Source organism: Nonomuraea turkmeniaca (assembly GCF_005889735.1).
Lineage (GTDB): Bacteria > Actinomycetota > Actinomycetes > Streptosporangiales > Streptosporangiaceae > Nonomuraea > Nonomuraea turkmeniaca.
The window spans coordinates 50,444-66,800 of sequence record NZ_VCKY01000017.1 but is presented as its reverse complement, the minus strand read 5'-3'; the positions used below and the strand labels follow the sequence as shown (position 1 = coordinate 66,800).

The window sequence follows — 16,357 nt, the reverse complement described above, 5'->3', positions numbered from 1 at the left end:
TACAGACTCGGGCCCATGAGAGTTGTCGAGGTGACGAAGTTCGGCGGGCCCGAGGTGCTCCAGGTTCGCGAGGCGCCGGAGCCGGTCGCTGGTCCTGGGCAGGTCGTGATCGGTGTGTCGGCGGTCGACGTCATGTCCATCGACGCGCAGTTGCGCGGCGGTTGGGGACGCGAGTGGTTCGGCCATGAGCCGCCCTTCGTGCCGGGCACCGGCGTGGCCGGGCGCGTGGTGTCGGTAGGTGACGGGGTCGACGCCGGATGGGTGGGACAGCGCGTGGCCGCGCTGGTGACCAGCGGCGGGTACGCCGAGCAGGTCGCCGCCGACCTCGCGACCGTCGTCCCCCTTCCCGGCGGGCTTGCCTCGTGGCGGGCGGCGGCGCTCGTGCAGGTGGGGCCCGCGGCACTGAGCCTGATCGGGGCGGGCGAGCCGGAGTCCGGGACGCGGGTGCTGGTCACCGGGGCAGGTGGCGCGCTGGGCCTGGTGCTCGTGCGGCTCGCGAGCGCCGCCGGGGCCCGGGTCACCGCCGCGGCGCACGGCGCTGCCAAGCGGGCGGCCGCGCTCGACGCGGGCGCGGACGAGGTGGTCGACTACGCGGATCTGGGCGGCCGGGCGTTCGACGTGGTGTTCGACGGTGTCGGCGGGGACGTCGGCGCAGCCGCGTTCCGGCTGGTCCAGCCGGGCGAGAGGTTCTTCGCCTACGGCGTGCCCAGTGGTTCGGTCGCGGCGGTGGATCCGGCTGAGGCACAGCGGCGGGGTGTGCGGGCGGCCGGCATGGAGCAGGTCCAGTTCGCCCCGGAGGCGTTCCGGAAGCTGGCCGGGCGGACCATGGAGGAGGCGGCCGCGGGGCGGCTGGACACCGTTGTCGGGCTGGCCGTGCCGCTGGAGCGTGCCCGCGAGGCGCACGCCGCCCTGGCGGCTCGCGAGCTGGTCGGCAAGGCGATTCTGCTGGTCACCGCGCAGGCCGTGCGTTACCGGGCGCACGGCGGGCCGGAGGTGCTGACGCTGGAGGAGATCCCGATGCCCCAGCCGGGGCCGGGCCAGGTCCGGGTGGCGGTCAGGGCGGCCGGGGTGAACGCCATCGACTGGAAGATCCGCAAGGGCCTCATGGGCGCCCCGATCGACGGCCCTCAGGACACCGGGATCGAGCTGTCGGGCACGATCGACGCGCTCGGTCAGGGCATCGAGGGCTGGCGGGTGGGTCAGGCGGTGTTCGGGCGGGTCCCGTCCGGCGCGGCGGCCACGCACGCGATCGCTGACGCGGACGCGCTGCGAGCCAAGCCGGACGACCTGTCGTACGAGGAGGCCGCCGCGCTCCCGGTCGCCCTCGAGACCGCGCACCGCACGCTCGACGCGCTCGGCCTGAAGAGCGGTCACACGCTGCTGATCCACGCGGTCGCGGGCGGTGTCGGCCTGGCCGCCGCGCAGCTGGCCGTCGCGCGCGGGGCCGAGGTCGTCGGCACCGCGAGCGAGCGCCATCACGACTTCCTCCGCGGCCTCGGCGTGCGCCCGGTCGCCTACGGCGAGGGCCTGGAGGATCGTCTCACCGAGCCGATCGACCGGGTGCTGGACGCCTCCGGCAGGGGCGAGCTGGAGCTGTCGGTCAAGCTCACCGGCGACCCGGACAAGGTGATCACGATCGCGGATCCGGTCGGCGCCGGCAGGCTGGGTGTGCGGTTCTCCACCGGACGAGACGCCGTTCCCGCCGCGGACGGCGTACGGGTGCCGGTCGCGGAGGCGTTCCCGTTGGAGCAGGCCGCGGACGCGCATCGCCACAGCGAGAAGGGCCATTTCCTGGGCAAGATCATCCTTCATGCGGAAGCATACTTGCCGCATTGACCGGCACACTGGTGAGCATGCTGGAAACCTCCGCGCGCCTGCTCAAGCTGCTTTCGCTCCTTCAAGCGCACCGCGAATGGTCCGGCCCCGAGTTGTCGGTCCGGCTCGGTGTCTCGACGAGGACGATCCGCAATGACATCGAGCGCCTGCGCTCGCTGGGGTACCCCGTGCACGCCACGCCCGGGGTGGCGGGCGGCTACCGGCTGGGCGCGGGAGCCGCGCTGCCGCCGCTGCTGCTCGACGACGAGGAGGCCGTGGCGGTCGCGGTGGGGCTCGGCAGGGCGGCGGGCGGCGGCGTCGAGGGCATCCAGGAGACGTCGGTACGCGCCCTGGCCAAGCTGGAGCAGGTGTTGCCGTCCCGGCTGCGCCGCAGGGTGAACGCGCTGAACGCGTACACCGTGCAGATCCCCGGCAACGGCCCGTCGGTGCCTCCGGAGGTGCTGACCACGATCGCGAACGCGGCCCGCGACCACGAGCAGCTCCGCTTCGACTACACGGGCCACGACGGCGAGACCACGGTCAGGAACGTCGAGCCGCACCGCCTGGTGCACCGGCGCGGCCGCTGGTACCTCGTGGGGTACGACGTCGAGCGGCGCGACTGGCGGACGTTCCGGGTGGACAGGGTACGTCCGCGCACGCCGGGCGGGCCCCGGTTCACCCCCCGCGAACTGCCGGAGAACGGCGACGTGGCGGCGTACGTGGAGAAGGGCGTCAACACGGCCATGTGGCGCTACCGCGGCACGGTGTTGCTGCACGCCCCGGCCGAGCAGGTCACCGCGCTGCCGCTGGGGCTGGAGGTGGAGCCGGTCGACGCGGAGACCTGCCTGCTCAAGCTGGGCGGCGACGACCTGAACGGCATGGCCGTGTGGATCGGGTTCATCGGCGTGGACTTCGAGGTGCTCGACCCGCCGGAGCTGGCCGAGACGGTGCTGCGGTTGTCCGAGCGTTACCGGCGGGCGGTCATCGGCCGGTAGGGAGCCACCCGGGCAGGCGGTCAGGAGCCGGCCTGGCGGATGGTCAGGAGCCGGCCTGGCGGGTGGTCAGCGGTCGGTAAGGAGCCGGTCAGCGGGTACCCGCACGCTCAAAGGCATGAAGAACATGACGCGGGTCGCCGGCGGCACCGGCGACTTCCAGCTCGTTCACCACCTCACGCTCACCGGGAGCCAGTTCGAGATCGGCCAGGCGCTCACCGAGGAGGCCCGCAGGCTCGGCTGGTCCCCTATGCCGGTCGATCCGGTCGTGGGCCGGGCCCGCAGGAGCTGGTTCGAACGGCACTGGCCGCAGCAGCACGCCCGAATGGACGGCGCGGCGGCGGTCCTCGGCCTCGACCCCCACCAGGACGAGGTGGCCCTGGACGGGCTGAGCTTCGTCCCGGAAGGCTCGGGCTGCTCGGCCCTGTGGATCCCGCCGTCGGCCGCCTCGGACGGCCACGGCCGGGTGGGCCGCAACTACGACTTCTTCCCCTGGACCATCAGCGAGATCATGGGCGGCACCGCGCGGCCCAACGAGCTGCCGATGGCCGCGCGCCCCTACGTGATCACGACGGTGCCCGACCAAGGGCTGTCCACGACCGTGATCACCATGAACGAGCTCGACGGCTGCATGGACGGCATCAACTCGGCGGGCCTGGCGGTCATGCTGCTGATCGCCGACTTCGAGACCGCGGCGCCCCCGGCGAACGTCTCGCCGCAGGTCGGTCTGGCCAGCGTGCAGCTCCCCCGGTTCCTGGTCGAGACCTGCGAGAACGTCGACCAGGCCAAACAGGCGCTGCTGGGCGCCAAGCACTACGACTACGGCACGCCCCTGCACTACCTGGTGGCCGACGCCAACGGGCAGGCGTTCGTGTGGGAGCGCGGCAGGGACGGCAGCGAGCACATCGTCGACTTCGGCGACGGCCCGCTGTGCGTCACGAACCACCTGCTGCACCGCAACCTGGACCCGATGAACCTGCCCGCGGACAGCGAGGCGTCGTTCGGCACGTTCGGCCGGCTGCGCACGTTGTACGAGCGCAGCAAGGGCGCCACCCTGTCACCGCAGGACCTGCGGGAGAGCCTGCGCGCGGTCCAGCAGGCGGAGGACCCCGCCGTGCCGTTCCGCACCTTGTGGAGCACGGTGTTCGACACCGCCGACCGTACCCTGTCGACCCGCTTCTACCTGGGCGATGGCGGGCGCTACAGCGAGGAGCTCGTGTTCTCCTCGAGGTAGGCGGCACGGACCTTGGAGCGCGACAGCTTGCCTGTGGGCGTGCGCGGCAGCTGCGAGCGGTATTCGACCACCTTCGGATGCTTGAACCTGGCGATGCGGGGCCCGCAGTGCTCCAGCAGCTCGGCGGTGAGCTCGGGCCCCGGCTCGACGCCTTCGGCGGGCTGCACGAGCGCGACCACGTTGTGGCCCCACTCCTCGTCGGGCACCCCGATGACGGCCACGTCAGCCACCGCGGGGTGCTCGAGCAGGGCCGCCTCGATCTCGGCGGGGTAGATGTTCACCCCGCCGGACACGATCAGGTCCGTGCGCCGGTCGCAGAGGAACAGGAAGCCGTCCTCGTCCAGGTAGCCGATGTCGCCCGGCGTGTACCACTCCCCGCGCATGCTGGCGGCCGTCTTCGCCGGGTCCTTGCGGTACTCGAACGTGCCGAGGCTGGACTTGACGTAGATCATGCCGGGCTCGCCGGGCGGCAGCTCCTCACCCGCCTCGTCGAAGATCTTCACCTCGAACGTGGGCGCGGGCCGGCCCACGGTGCCCGGCTTGGCCAGCCACTCCTGAGGTTTGACGGCGAACGCGATGGTCGACTCGGTCGAGCCGTAATACTCATAGAGCACCGGCCCCCACCAGTCCATGATCCGCTGCTTGACCGCGACCGGGCAGGCCGCGGCCGTGTGGATCACCTGGCGCAGGCTGGACACGTCGTACGTGCCCCTGACGTCCTCCGGCAGCTGCAGCATGCGGTGGAACATGGTGGGCACCATCATCGCGTTGGACACCCGGTGCCGCTCGACCAGCTCCAGGATGTGCACCGGGTCGAACCGCGGCGTGATCACCACGGTGTGCCCGAAATGCAGTGCGAACTGGGTGTGCGCGCACGGCGACGAGTGGTACATCGGCGAGGTCACCAGGTGGACCTCGTCCCCCGGCTTGAGGTCCACGACCTCGCCGAGGAACCACGTGTACAGCGGCACGATCGCCTCCGGCGGGGCGCCCGGCAGCGGCCGCTGCACGCCTTTGGGAAAGCCGGTGGTGCCCGACGTGTACCACATGACCGCGCCCATGGTGCGGTCATCGGGCGCGTCCGCAGGCTGCCCTTCGGCCAGCCCTGCCGTGCCGGTCTCCTCGGTCACGACGACCTTGGCGTCGCAGTCCTGGATGATGTACGCGATCTCGGACGGGGTCAGATGCCAGTTGACCGGCACGTAGTAGAGACCGATCTGGCCGGTCGCCATCAGCATGATCACCGCGTCGAGCCCATTGGGCAGCACGCCCGCCACGACGTCCCCGGTGCCGAGCCCCTGGGCCCTGAGCCCGTGGGAGACCTGGTTGACCCGGGCGAGCAACTGCCCGTACGTGGTGTGCGTGCCGTCGGTGTCGATCACGGCGAGGCGGTCGGGGTCGGCGGCGGCGATGGCATAGAAACCAGGCGTCTCACTCAGATCCACAGCGCTCGACTGCCGAGCTCCGCTCGGAGTGCTGCGATGAATGTCCTCGCTTCGCTGCGGATCCATCACAGCTCCAGCAAGTCAGCCAGGCGGGCGCGGTGGATGCGGGGCGGGCCTATCAGCACCTCGTCGGCCTTGGCCCGCTTGTAGAACAGGTGCGCGTCGTGTTCCCAGGTGAAGCCGATGCCGCCGTGCAGCAGCAGGTGGTCACGGGCCACCTCGAAGCAGGCGCGGCCCACGTACGCCTGGGCGAGCGCGGCGGCGCCGGGCAGCTCGGCAGGCGACTCGTCGGCGGCCCAGGCGGCGTACCTGACGATGGACTCGGCCTGTTCGAGCTTGCCGTGCATATCGGCGAGCTTGTGCTTGACGCCCTGGTACGAGCCGATGTAGCGGCCGAAGGCGACGCGGATCTTGGCGTACGCGACGATGGCGTCCAGCGCCGCCCGCATCACGCCGAGCTGCTCGGCCGCCAGCGCCACGCACAGCCGGTCACCGATGCCGCTCTCCGGCTGCGGGCCGAGCACCCGGCAGGGCGCGCCGTCCAGGACCACCTTGGCCTGGCCGCGGGTGAGGTCGAGGGTCTCCAGGGCCGTCCTGGTGACGCCGGGCGCGGTCAGCTCGACGCTGACCATCATGACGCCGTCGGCCGTCCGCGCGGGCGCCACCAGCACGTCGGCCTCCATGCCGCTGAGGACCTGAGCCAGCGTCCCGCGTACCGAGGCGCCGTCGTACCCGATCTCGTCGCCGGACAGCGTGGCCGCGATCCTGCCCTCGGCGATGCCGGTCAGCAGCTCTGTGTATACGGTCGCGCTCCCTTCGGCCCCGTCTTGGTTACGCAAGCTGCCGCTTCCGGAGCCGGCTCGCCCCTCCTTGTCCGGCATCTGGGTCAGGGCAATCGCGGCGAACGTGGTGGCGAGGAACGGCCCCGGAAGCAGCGCCGCGCCCGTCTCCTCGAGCGCGACGGCCAGATCGGCCAGGCCGGCGCCCGCGCCGCCGTACTCCTCGGGGACGATCAGCCCGGACAGGCCGAGCTCGCCGTTGAGCCGGGCGTACACCTGAGGGTCGTAGCCCTGGCGGACCTTCGGGAGCGGCGAGGCCGCGTGCAGGAAGGACCGTACGGACTCGCGCAGCTGCTGCTGTTCCTGGCTGAGTGTGAGCTTCACGCCTGCGTCCCCACCTTCAGGTCCTTGAACGGCACGGTCTTGTCCACGCGGGGCTCTGGCGGCAGGCCGAGCACCCGGTCACCCACGATGTTGCGCATGATCTCGTTGGTGCCGCCGCCCAGGGCCATGCCCGGAGCCAGGGAGATCGCCTGGGCCAGCGGGTGATCGGCCAGCACGGACTCCGGCCCGACCAGCTGGGTGGCCAGGTCCGCCTGGAACAACGTCAGCTCGGCCAGCAGCAGCTTGGCCGCGCTGCCGCGGGCGCCGGGGAAGATCCCGGCCTCGGTCTCCTGGGCCAGGCGCTGGTTGAACAGCGCGAGCGCGCGGCTGCGGATGTGCAGCTCGACAAGCTGGTCGCGGACCAGCGGGTCGCTGGTGTCCACGGTCTGGCGCAGCGCCTCCAGCGAGGCCGGATGGTCCTTCTGCCCGCCCATGCCGACGCCGGCCGAGATCGACAGCCGCTCGTGCAGCAGCGTCGTGACGGCCACGCTCCAGCCGTCGTTGACCTCGCCCACGCGATGTTCGTCGGGGATCGTCACGTTGTCGAAGAAGATCTCGTTGAAGTTGGCCCTGCCCGACATGTCCTTGAGCGGCCTGACCGTCACACCCGGGTGATGCATGTCCACCACGAACATGGTGAGCCCTTGGTGTTTGGGCACGTCCACGTCGGTGCGGGCCAGCAGCAGGCCCCAGTCGGCATGGTGGGCGACCGACGTCCATACCTTCTGGCCGTTGACGACCCATTGGCCCCCGTCGTGGACCGCCCTGGTCTGCAGGCTGGCCACGTCGCTGCCCGCACCCGGCTCGGAGAACAGCTGGCACCAGATCTCCTCGCCGCGCAGCAGCGGCCGGAGGAAACGCTCGCGTTGTGCGTCGGTGCCGCGGTCCACCAGCGTGGGGCCGGTCATGCCGAGGCCGATCGAGAAGACGTATGTGGGGAGGGCGAAGTCCCGCGCCGCGGCGGCGAACGCGCGCTCCTCCGCCAGCGTCAGTCCTTGACCACCCCATTGTTTCGGCCAGATGATGCCCGAATAACCGGCGTCGTAGAGCTTGGCCATGAATTCCTTGGCCCGTGTGATGCCGTCCCCCTCGGGCGGCTCGCCCGTCGGAGTGTTCTCCTGGAGCCAGGCTCTGGCGGCACGCCGATACTCAGCAAGGTCCACGTCGACTCCTTGGTATCAGTGTCCACTTACTCTAATCAGACGGCCGCACCACGCATAGAGCATTGCTCTGCTGGTCTTTTAAGCTGATTTATCCCGGAATCTCCGCTAATTGGATGCAAAGCCACCTAGTGTGATCATCTGATTACGGAGGGAGAGGTGTGATCGCACGGCTGGCCCGTTCCATCCGCACTCGGCTGGCGTTGTTCGCCGCCGTCGCCATGGCGCTGCTGTGCCTGGCGATGAGCGCGCTCCTGCTGTGGGCGGTGCACAGCAGCGCCGTCGACATCCGCAGGAACGAGGTGATCAGCGCCGCCCTGCGCGCGGTGCACCTGATCAGGACGGGCGAGCTCCCCACCATCCTCTCCATGGACCTGCAGGGACTCCAGGTGGTCGACGCCAACGGCCGCGTAGTGGCCTCGACGCCGAACCTCTCCGGCGCCCCTCGCCTGACCACAATGGCCCCCGACGCGGACAACACCGACCGGGTGGGCATGATCTGCGACCTGCCCCAGTTCTCCAGGGAGTGCCAGGTCCTGATCGCCCTGCGGGTGTACGAGCCGGAGGGCGACTGGCTGGTCTACGCCTTCGGCTCCATGGTGCCCTGGTACGTCCACCCGGCCGTGCTCGCCTTCCTCACCGGCATGTCCGTGGCACTGGTCACGCTGGCCTGGTTCGGCGTGTCCAGAGTGGTGGCCAGAACGCTCCAGCCGGTGAACGTGATCACGGATCGGCTCTCCGAGATCACCGCCGGCGATCTGAGCATGCGTGTGCCCGTCCCCGAGAACGCAGAGGAGATCAAGGCCCTCGCGGAGGCCGCGAACCGCACGCTCGCCCGGCTCGAGGACTCGATGGAGCAGCAGCGCAGATTCACCTCCGAGGCCTCGCACGACCTGCGCAGCCCGATCACCGCGATGCGCGCCGAGTTGGAGGAGGCCCTGCTGTCCCCGGACGAGACCGACTGGCGGGAGGCCGGCACCAAGTTGCTGACCAGCCTCGACCGGCTGCAGAACATCGTCACCGACCTGCTGACGCTGGCCAGGCTCGACGCCCGCTCCCCTGGACCGCGCACCCCCGTGGACCTGGCCGAGCTGTGCGCCACCGAGACCGCGAGGCCGCGCTCGAAGCGGGTCGTCACCAGGCTGCGGACCGGCGTGATCGTCTTGGGTGACCGGCTCAGGCTGGCCCGCCTGCTGACGAATCTGCTCGACAACGCCGAGCGGCACGCCGAGAGCACGATCACCGTGACCGTGCGGCGGGACGGCGAGGCCGTGCTGGAGGTCCTCGACGACGGGGCGGGCATCGCCCCGGAGCTCCGCGAGGTGGTCTTCAGGCGCTTCGCCCGGCTGGACGCGGCACGCAGCCGCGACGCCGGCGGCACCGGGCTCGGGCTGCCCATCGCCCGTGAGATCGCGGAAGCCCACGGTGGCACGCTCACGATCGAGGACTCTGACACGGGTGCCCGATTCGTGCTGCGAATGCCGATCAGAAAGGACTGACCGGACCCGGAAACGGGAATGAAAGGGTTTTCGACCGAGTCGATACCATGATCACCGAAGGAGGAGTGGACCGGCCGAAACAGAGGCGCTTGACGTCCGGTTTGTCCCACAAACGGCATGATCAGAAGCAAGAGTTGCTCGCAGTGACATCCGGTTTCAGCCGATTACGGCGTGAGGATCTTCTCAAGACGGCCTGCGAGGTGATCGCGGAGCAAGGGTTCGGCCATACCAGAACCATCGACATCGCCAGAGCCGCCGGCGTCAGCCAGGCCTTGCTCTTCTACCATTTCGAGAACAAGGAACGCCTGTTCGCACAGGCCTTCACGTACGCGGCCCGCCTCCGCATGAACGCGCTCGACGACGTCGAACGTTCCACGGGCACACCGCGCGAACGGCTGGCCACCCTGCTCAGGCTCTCCTCCCCCGCCATTCCGACGGAGGACTGGCGGTTGTGGATCGACGCGTGGGCGGAGGCGATGCGCAGCCCGGACCTGGAGGAGATCTCGCGGCGGATCGACACACGGGGTCGCCTGCTGCTGCGCGCGATCATCGAAGCCGGCGTGGAGTGCGGCGAATTCGACTGCCCCGACCCCGACGGGGCGGCCTGGCGGATCCTCGCGATCATCGACGGTTTCGCGATCCAGACGCACGTGCATCCCAGGGCGCTGTCACGGCGCCGCGTCAACGTGCTCATCCGCGAGGCCGTGGCGAACGAGCTCGGGGTGTCGCCCGAAAAGCTGTGACACCACTCTTCCCGAGTTATTGGACGCTTCGTACAATTGCTTGGCGAGGAGAGGAGTGCACGCGATGACACCTGCACCGAGCTCTACCGACGCCAGGGAAGGCGACCACCGGGTCGCCGGCCGCAGCGCCTACGAAGCGGTCATCGAACGCCTCTCGAAGGCGTCGGTCGACAAACACTGGGAGCCCTACCGGGACATCCCGTGGGACGACCCGGAGTTCCTGGTGGATCCGGCCGATCCGCGGTGGGAACTGCCCGAGGTGGACAAGCTGGGCGGCCATCCCTGGTACCGCAGCCGTCCCCCCGAGGTGCGCGCCGCGATCGGGTTGTGGCGAGTGGCCACCGCCATGAAGGTCGGGCTGCAGTTCGAGAACCTGCTCAAGCGCGGCCTGCTCAACTACGCCTACCGGCTGCCGAACGGCTCGCCGGAGTTCCGGTACGTCTACCACGAGACCATCGAAGAGGGACATCACGGGATGATGTTCCAGGAGTTCGTGAACCGTACCGGCATGCCGATCCGCGGCATGCCCGGGCCGCTGTCGGCGGTCGCCCAGGTCGCGCCGTGGATCCCGCTGATCTCGACCGAGCTGTTCTTCGTGTTCGTGCTGGGCGGCGAGGACCCGATCGACCACGTGCAGCGCAAGGTGCTGAAGGACGAGCGGGCGCACCACCCGCTGGAAGAGACGATCATGCGCATCCACATCGCCGAGGAGGCCAGGCACATCTCGTTCGCCCGGCACTACCTGCGTGACCGGGTGCCCAGGATGCCCGTGCACCGGCGTCTCATGCTCGGGTTCGCCGCGCCGATCATTCTCGGGGTGATGGCGCGCATCATGTTGGCACCACCACTGGCGATGATCAAGCACTTCAGGATTCCGTCGAACGTGGTGTCCGAGGTCTACCTGCGGAACACGGCCGCGAAGAACGAGATCCGCGACTCGGTCGGGAGGACGCGGGAGCTCTGTGCCGAGCTCGGGCTGGTCAACGCACTCACCCGGCGGATCTGGCGGGCCATGGGCATCTGGGCGGAACCGCGCTGACCGGCCTCAGGCGGGGGCGCGCCGGGCGATCAGGACCTCGGTCACCGTCACGTGCTCCCACCTGCCCGAGGGGTTGCTCGCCAGCAACGCGCTCCTGGCCGCCTGGACGAACGCCTCCAGCCGGTCGCCGAGGCGGGCCGGGGCGGTGTAGGAGTAGGACAGCTGCAGCCCGATGACGGCGTCCAAGTCGTAGGTGAGACGGCGTTCGTACAGGGTCGAGTCCAGGTCGGAGAAGGGCGAGGTCGCCAGCACGTCCTGGTGGTGCTCGCCGGTCGCCTGGAAGGAGTTCGTGGCCGTCATCGGGCCCATGGCGAACTCCTCGCGTACGCGCTGCATCGCTGATTCCCCCGGCTCCTCGGCGCCGTGGCGGCCGGGGCCGATGAGCGCCACGACGCCGTCGGGCGGGAGCAGCTCGTCCAGCTCGGCCAGCACCGTGCGGCGGTCCATCCAGTGGAACGACCTCCCCATGACGACGTGGTCGAACGGCGGGAACGTGCGCAGCATCGTGGAGTCGCCGCGCAACCAGCGGATGTTGGGGACATTCGCGGCCAGCTGCCTGCCCTCCGCCAGCATCTCCTCGTCCGGGTCGACGGCCGTGACCTCGCGGACGTGGCGGGCCAGCGGGATCGCCACCGTTCCCGGGCCGCAGCCGAGGTCGAGCACGCTGCTGCCCCGGCCGAACGTGGTGGCCAGGTGGTCGATGGCCTGGTCGCCGTGGTCCGGCCGGTATCTGGCGTAGTACGGCGCCGCGCCGCCGAACAGGTCCTTCATGAGTGGGACCATATACGGGTTCGGGACATGTCCTATGTCCTTGACGTTCGGATGTTCGTTCGATGGAAGGCTTCGAGGTTTTGAGGCGGCTACTTACGGTCCTGCTGCTCGCTTGCGCCGCGGTGGGGGTCCTCCCGCCGGCGGCGCAGGCACACAACGTGCTGATCGGCAGCGATCCCAAGGACGGGGCCACGCTGTCGGCCTCGCCCGAGCGGGTGACGCTGGTGTTCGACCAGGCGGTGCGGCAAGGGTACGCGCAGGTGGGGGTGACGGGGGCGGACGGGTCGTCGTGGGCCGACGGGGCGGCCGTGGTCGCCGCCGAGCGGGTGTCGGTGAAGGTCAAGCCGTTGCGGGCCGGGGGGTCGTACGTGGTGGGGTACCGCATCCTGTCGGCCGACGGACATCCGGTGACCGGGAAGATCACCTTCGGGCTGGCCGCAGACGCCTCCGGGGTCGCGGCCGGTCGGCCGGGTGCCGATGCCCCCGGAGCCGCCGCCGGGGAGACCGCCCAAGGCTCCAGCGCGGAGGCCGCCGAGGCGGCGGCGAACGGCGGGGCCGGGATGGCGGTGGTGTGGATCGTGGGCGCGCTGCTGGTGCTGGCCGCCGGCACGGCCGTGGCCCTCCGCCGCTCCGCCCCGGCCGGCGGACTCGGCGCGGCGGCCGACGTCCATGTGCCCGGGGATGAAAGGACGCGGTCGTGACGGTCAGCGCTCCGCCGCTCCCCCGGCAGCGCGTCGGCGGGCGGCTCGTGGCCGGCGCGTTCGGTGTGTGCGCGGTGGTCGCGGCCGTGGCGGCGAGCTCGTTCACGGGTCAGGAGCCGGTGCCCGGCATCCCCATGCCGAGCCCCATCGTGTCCGCCGGGCTGCCGATCGTGCGGGTGCTGCTGGACGTGGCCGCGGTGGCGGTGGTCGGGCTGAGTCTGCTGCCCAAGCTGCTCGGGTTCGACGATCCCGAGCGTACGGAACCGGTGCTGATCAGGGTGCGGCAGCTGGCCGTGACGGCCGCCTGGGCGTGGGCGATCTGCGCGTTGCTGACGATCGTGTTCCAGGCGGCCGAGCTGAACCCCGGCGGCGTGCCGACGTTCGGGATGATCGCCGCGTATGTCAGCGACGTCGGCACGGGTCAGGGGCTGCTGTTCAGCGCGGCGTGCGCGTTGGCGGCGGCCGGCATCGGGCTGATGGCGGTGCGGTTCGGCGAGAAGGTGCCGGCCGAGCTGCGGGTGATCGTGGCGTTGTTCGGGCTGCTGCCGATCCCGGTCACCGGGCACGCCGTCAACTCCGTCTGGCACGACCCCCTCATGGTCTCGATGGAGATCCACGTGATAGGCGCGGCGGCGTGGACGGGCGGGCTGGTGGCGACGGCCGTGTTCGTGGCGCCGCACAGGGAGCTCCTGGCCGTGGTCCTGCCGAAGTTCTCCAGGATGGCGACGGTGTGCCTGCTCATGGTGGGCCTGTCGGGTCTGATCACCGGGCTGGGCACGATGGCGCTGACGCCGGGCGTGACATTGCCCGGCGCGATCGTGACCAGCCCATACGGGGTGCTGCTCGTGGTCAAGACGCTGCTGATGGCGTCGCTGGTGCCGCTGGCCGCGCACATCCGCTTCCGTCTGCTGCCCGCCGTACGCCAGGGGCGGGCCACCGCCCTGGTGGGGTGGGCGGCGGCCGAGGTGGCCGTGATGGGCCTGGCCTACGGGGTGGCGGTGGCGATCACGCGGGCCTCGATCGGCTGAAGGTCGCGTTTCCCGGCGAGCCACTCGACGGCCAGCCAGACGGCCAGCAGGCCCAGCCCTGCCCAGAGGGCGGACGACGTGGCCAGGGGCGGCGCGCCCAGCAGCCCCTCCTGGCCCTTGATGGCGCCGTACACCGGGCCCATGATCGTGCTCTGCGCCACCAGCGTGCCGTAGGCGGCGGCGGTGGCGCCGGCGGCCCCCAGCACGGCGCGCGCCGCCGGCATCCGCACCAGGAACGCGACGTCCACCAGCAGCCCGGCCACGACCAGGAAGAACGGCACCGCCGACGGCGGGAACCCGGTGAACGTCAGCAGCGGCCAGATCAGCGTCCTGAACCCCACGTAACCGGCGGCGACGAGGGTGGCCGCGCCGAATCTGCCGATCAGTAACCGCGCCACCACCAGCACCGACAGCCCGGCCACCACCGCGTAGACCGGGTAGAGGAAGTCCGGGACGGGCAGGGCGAACCCGGTCATCATCGTCCGGTCCACCGGCCGCCCCATCTGGTCGGCGGCGAACTGGAGCAGGATCTGCTCGGCGTAGACGGCCTTGTTGTCCCAGGCGCCGATCGACAGGATCCCGTATTCCTGGTGCTGCTCGGGGAAATGCACGTTCTCCAGGAAGAACGCGAAGAACGCGCCCAGCACGACCGTGCGTTCCCGGCCCGGCCGCGCCCCTATGAACCAGCCGCGGATCACGCCGGCGATCATGAAGAACGTTCCAACATACAACATGATGTGCGACGGGCTCCACGAAGTGATGTCGAGCCCGTTGACGCGGTGGTTGATCAGGTCGAGCGGGACCGCGACGAGGAAGATCCCGGTGCCCCACTGGATCGTCCTGAGCGCCGCCTTGTCGACGCCGTAGCCGGTGTAGCCGTGGATGATCGTCAGCGCGAGGGCGAGGACCGTGCCGGCGGAGTTGAGCAGGTGCGGCGGGGCGAGGTCGTCGCGCAGCCACTTGAAGTGCCACGAGACGTCCCAGGCCGAGCCGAGCACCTTGAGCGTGAACGCCGCCAGCCAGCCGAGGTAGAGCACCCTGAACAGATCCTGCGGCGTCTCACGCCCCGCCGGGCCTCTGGTCCAGTACGGCAGGGCCCAGTCCGCGGCCTTCTTGAAAGATGCTGGAGACTTCACGGGAAGGAATCTTACGGTCATCGCCGGGGTCGCTACGCGCCCCCGCGTCATGCGGGGGCGGCCGCTCGCAACGAGTACATCAGAGGGATCTTGGGCGCCCCTTCCGGCAGGCGGTAGCCGGTGCCGTCGTCGGACAGGGTGGCGAAGCGGCGGAAGAGCGTGTGGTCGTGCTCGTGCACGAACTCCACCCGCAGGCCGGCCCCCGCCACCGCGCTGACGACCTCGCCGATGCCGTGCTGGAACTGCACGGAGGTGCGGTGCTCGGTCAGCTCGCCGCCGGTGTAGGTGTACGGCTCCTCCCAGACGTGCGGGCCGCGGGCGAAGTAGTCGTGGGTGACCGTGGTGCCGGTCTTGTCGTCCAGGATGTCGGCGAACGGGTGGAATTCGGCGAGGTAAAGGAATCCGCCCGGGTTGAGCAGCGCGGCGACCGCTTCGGCCCACCGGGTGAGGTCGGGCAGCCACACGAGGGCGCCGATGCCGGTGTAGACGATGTCGTACGTCTCGCCGAGCGCCTCGGCCGCGTCGTACACGTCGGCGGTGACGAACCTGGCCCGGATGCCGCAGCCGGCCGCGATCTCCCTGGCCTGCCGGATCGCGGCGGCCGAGAAGTCGAGCCCGGTCACTTCGGCGCCGAGCCTGGCCCAGGAGAGCGTGTCGAGGCCGATGTGGCACTGCAGATGCGCCAGGCTACGGCCGGACACCTCGCCCATCTCCGCCACCTCGAACGGCCTCACCACGCTCCGGCCGCTCGTCCTGAAGCCGTCGACGTCGTAGAAGTCGCTGCTGACGTGGAGGGGGACGCGTGCGTTCCAGTTGGCCCTGTTCGTCTCCAGGTAGTCCATGGCGGGTGATCGTAGAGGAGGCGTGGATCGGGGCGCCTCCGGTTTTTTGCCGGGGTCGCAGCCGTACGGGGAGGTGTTCGCGCCCGTTCTGGAAGTTGGACGTCAGGCGGCGTGGCGTGCCCGCGAGCTCGACGTCCCAGGAGAGCAGCTCCTTGAAGATCGCGCGGAACTGGGCGCGAGCCAGGTGGGCACTCAGGCAGAAGTGCGGACCGAAGCCGAAGCTGACGTGGTCGTTCGGGGCGCGGGCGATGTCCAAGCGGTCGGACCGTTTCCACGCGCCTCGCCCGGGCGGTCGGGCGTGCATGATGAGCGCGTGACTCCCGAAGACGTAGAGGCGATACTCCAGGACTACTTCGCCCCCTGGATCCAGCGGCTCGGACTCCGGGTGGAGGAGGTGGGCGAGCGCCATACGGTCGTGCGGCTGCCATGGTCCGACGACCTGGCCCGAGAGGGTGGCGGGTTGTCCGGTCAGGCGATGATGGCGGCCGCCGACACGGCCACGGCGCTCGCCATCTCCGCGGCTCGTGGCGGGTTCGTGCCGATGACCACGGTTCAGCAGTCCACGACGTTCCAGCGGCCGGTGGTGGGCAAGGACGTGCTGATCGACGTCCGCATCACGAAACTGGGCCGCACGCTGGCCTTCTCGGAGATCACACTCACGGCCGAGGGCGGCGCGGAGGCGGCCGCCCAGGCCACGACGGTCTACGCCATCCTCGGCTGAGATTCTTTGATCTCCGTGATTGCGCAGCTCAACGGCATCTTGCAGCACGCGGGCGATCCGGCGGTGCC

At 70.4% G+C, this 16,357-nt stretch carries 15 protein-coding genes; 9 read left to right on the top strand and 6 right to left on the bottom strand.

Going from position 1 to position 16,357, the window contains the following annotated elements; genetic code table 11:
- The first annotated feature begins 15 nt into the window (after positions 1–15).
- The 3 genes from ETD86_RS07535 (at position 16) to ETD86_RS07525 (ending at position 4,041) form a co-directional block, all read left to right on the top strand.
- Positions 16–1,836 (top strand): zinc-binding dehydrogenase, encoded by a 1,821-nt coding sequence (locus ETD86_RS07535; RefSeq protein ID WP_138665371.1) that lies wholly within the window; start codon positions 16–18, stop codon positions 1,834–1,836.
- Between the two features lie 17 nt (positions 1,837–1,853).
- Entirely contained in the window at positions 1,854–2,810 is a 957-nt protein-coding gene (locus tag ETD86_RS07530; protein WP_138665370.1) for a helix-turn-helix transcriptional regulator, read from the top strand.
- Between the two features lie 115 nt (positions 2,811–2,925).
- Positions 2,926–4,041 (top strand): C45 family autoproteolytic acyltransferase/hydrolase, encoded by a 1,116-nt coding sequence (locus ETD86_RS07525; RefSeq protein ID WP_211369886.1) that lies wholly within the window; start codon positions 2,926–2,928, stop codon positions 4,039–4,041.
- Here ETD86_RS07525 and ETD86_RS07520 read toward each other — a convergent pair.
- From ETD86_RS07520 to ETD86_RS07510, 3 genes are all read right to left on the bottom strand, one after another.
- Positions 4,008–5,486: an AMP-binding protein gene (locus tag ETD86_RS07520; protein WP_138665369.1), complete on the bottom strand. Its 1,479-nt coding sequence runs from the start codon at positions 5,484–5,486 to the stop codon at positions 4,008–4,010. The two genes, ETD86_RS07525 and ETD86_RS07520, sit on opposite strands and share 34 nt — an antisense overlap.
- Positions 5,487–5,551: 65 nt before the next feature.
- The gene (locus ETD86_RS07515) at positions 5,552–6,649 is read right to left on the bottom strand and encodes an acyl-CoA dehydrogenase family protein (RefSeq protein WP_138665368.1); all 1,098 of its coding nucleotides are present in this window, start codon (positions 6,647–6,649) and stop codon (positions 5,552–5,554) included.
- Positions 6,646–7,812: an acyl-CoA dehydrogenase family protein gene (locus ETD86_RS07510; protein ID WP_138665367.1), complete on the bottom strand. Its 1,167-nt coding sequence runs from the start codon at positions 7,810–7,812 to the stop codon at positions 6,646–6,648. Before ETD86_RS07510 ends, ETD86_RS07515 begins: the two co-directional genes overlap by 4 nt.
- 158 nt (positions 7,813–7,970) lie before the next feature.
- Here ETD86_RS07510 and ETD86_RS07505 point away from each other — a divergent pair, with 158 nt between their 5' ends.
- The 3 genes from ETD86_RS07505 to ETD86_RS07495 all read left to right on the top strand — a co-directional run bounded on the left by ETD86_RS07505 (position 7,971) and on the right by ETD86_RS07495 (position 11,090).
- The gene (locus ETD86_RS07505) at positions 7,971–9,308 is read left to right on the top strand and encodes a sensor histidine kinase (RefSeq protein ID WP_246147744.1); all 1,338 of its coding nucleotides are present in this window, start codon (positions 7,971–7,973) and stop codon (positions 9,306–9,308) included.
- A gap of 143 nt (positions 9,309–9,451) precedes the next feature.
- Entirely contained in the window at positions 9,452–10,051 is a 600-nt protein-coding gene (locus ETD86_RS07500) for a TetR/AcrR family transcriptional regulator (RefSeq protein ID WP_246147748.1), read from the top strand.
- A 64-nt stretch (positions 10,052–10,115) separates the two neighbouring features.
- On the top strand, positions 10,116–11,090 hold the full coding sequence (locus ETD86_RS07495) for an AurF N-oxygenase family protein (RefSeq protein WP_138665365.1): 975 nt from the start codon (positions 10,116–10,118) through the stop codon (positions 11,088–11,090).
- Positions 11,091–11,096: 6 nt separating this feature from the next.
- Here the strand turns inward: ETD86_RS07495 and ETD86_RS07490 are convergent, their stop codons facing one another.
- Positions 11,097–11,861 (bottom strand): class I SAM-dependent methyltransferase, encoded by a 765-nt coding sequence (locus ETD86_RS07490; RefSeq protein WP_170222931.1) that lies wholly within the window; start codon positions 11,859–11,861, stop codon positions 11,097–11,099.
- A 62-nt stretch (positions 11,862–11,923) separates the two neighbouring features.
- Between ETD86_RS07490 and ETD86_RS07485 the strand changes: the two genes are divergently transcribed.
- Together ETD86_RS07485 and ETD86_RS59030 are read left to right on the top strand one after the other, a co-directional pair.
- Positions 11,924–12,562, top strand: a complete 639-nt coding sequence (locus tag ETD86_RS07485) for a copper resistance CopC family protein (protein ID WP_246147743.1) — start codon at positions 11,924–11,926, stop codon at positions 12,560–12,562.
- Positions 12,559–13,590 (top strand): copper resistance D family protein, encoded by a 1,032-nt coding sequence (locus ETD86_RS59030; protein ID WP_138665363.1) that lies wholly within the window; start codon positions 12,559–12,561, stop codon positions 13,588–13,590. Before ETD86_RS07485 ends, ETD86_RS59030 begins: the two co-directional genes overlap by 4 nt.
- Here the strand turns inward: ETD86_RS59030 and ETD86_RS07475 are convergent.
- Both ETD86_RS07475 and ETD86_RS07470 read right to left on the bottom strand, forming a co-directional pair.
- A complete protein-coding gene (locus ETD86_RS07475) occupies positions 13,548–14,726 on the bottom strand; it encodes a hypothetical protein (RefSeq protein WP_246147741.1) in 1,179 nt (392 codons plus the stop codon). The genes ETD86_RS59030 and ETD86_RS07475 overlap by 43 nt on opposite strands.
- A gap of 47 nt (positions 14,727–14,773) precedes the next feature.
- On the bottom strand, positions 14,774–15,568 hold the full coding sequence (locus ETD86_RS07470; RefSeq protein ID WP_138665362.1) for a class I SAM-dependent methyltransferase: 795 nt from the start codon (positions 15,566–15,568) through the stop codon (positions 14,774–14,776).
- A 313-nt stretch (positions 15,569–15,881) separates the two neighbouring features.
- Between ETD86_RS07470 and ETD86_RS07465 the strand changes: the two genes are divergently transcribed.
- The gene (locus tag ETD86_RS07465; RefSeq protein ID WP_138665361.1) at positions 15,882–16,289 is read left to right on the top strand and encodes a PaaI family thioesterase; all 408 of its coding nucleotides are present in this window, start codon (positions 15,882–15,884) and stop codon (positions 16,287–16,289) included.
- Positions 16,290–16,357 lie beyond the last annotated feature (68 nt).

Bases quoted from the DNA above. Each gene is read 5' to 3' on its own strand.
- ETD86_RS07525 (WP_211369886.1), top strand. From the start codon at position 2,926: ATGAAGAACATGACGCGGGTCGCCGGCGGCACCGGCGACTTCCAGCTC.
- ETD86_RS07535 (WP_138665371.1), top strand. From the start codon at position 16: ATGAGAGTTGTCGAGGTGACGAAGTTCGGCGGGCCCGAGGTGCTCCAG.
- ETD86_RS07530 (WP_138665370.1), top strand. From the start codon at position 1,854: ATGCTGGAAACCTCCGCGCGCCTGCTCAAGCTGCTTTCGCTCCTTCAA.
- ETD86_RS07470 (WP_138665362.1), bottom strand. From the start codon at position 15,568: ATGGACTACCTGGAGACGAACAGGGCCAACTGGAACGCACGCGTCCCC.
- ETD86_RS07485 (WP_246147743.1), top strand. From the start codon at position 11,924: ATGGAAGGCTTCGAGGTTTTGAGGCGGCTACTTACGGTCCTGCTGCTC.
- ETD86_RS07490 (WP_170222931.1), bottom strand. From the start codon at position 11,861: ATGAAGGACCTGTTCGGCGGCGCGGCGCCGTACTACGCCAGATACCGG.
- ETD86_RS07495 (WP_138665365.1), top strand. From the start codon at position 10,116: ATGACACCTGCACCGAGCTCTACCGACGCCAGGGAAGGCGACCACCGG.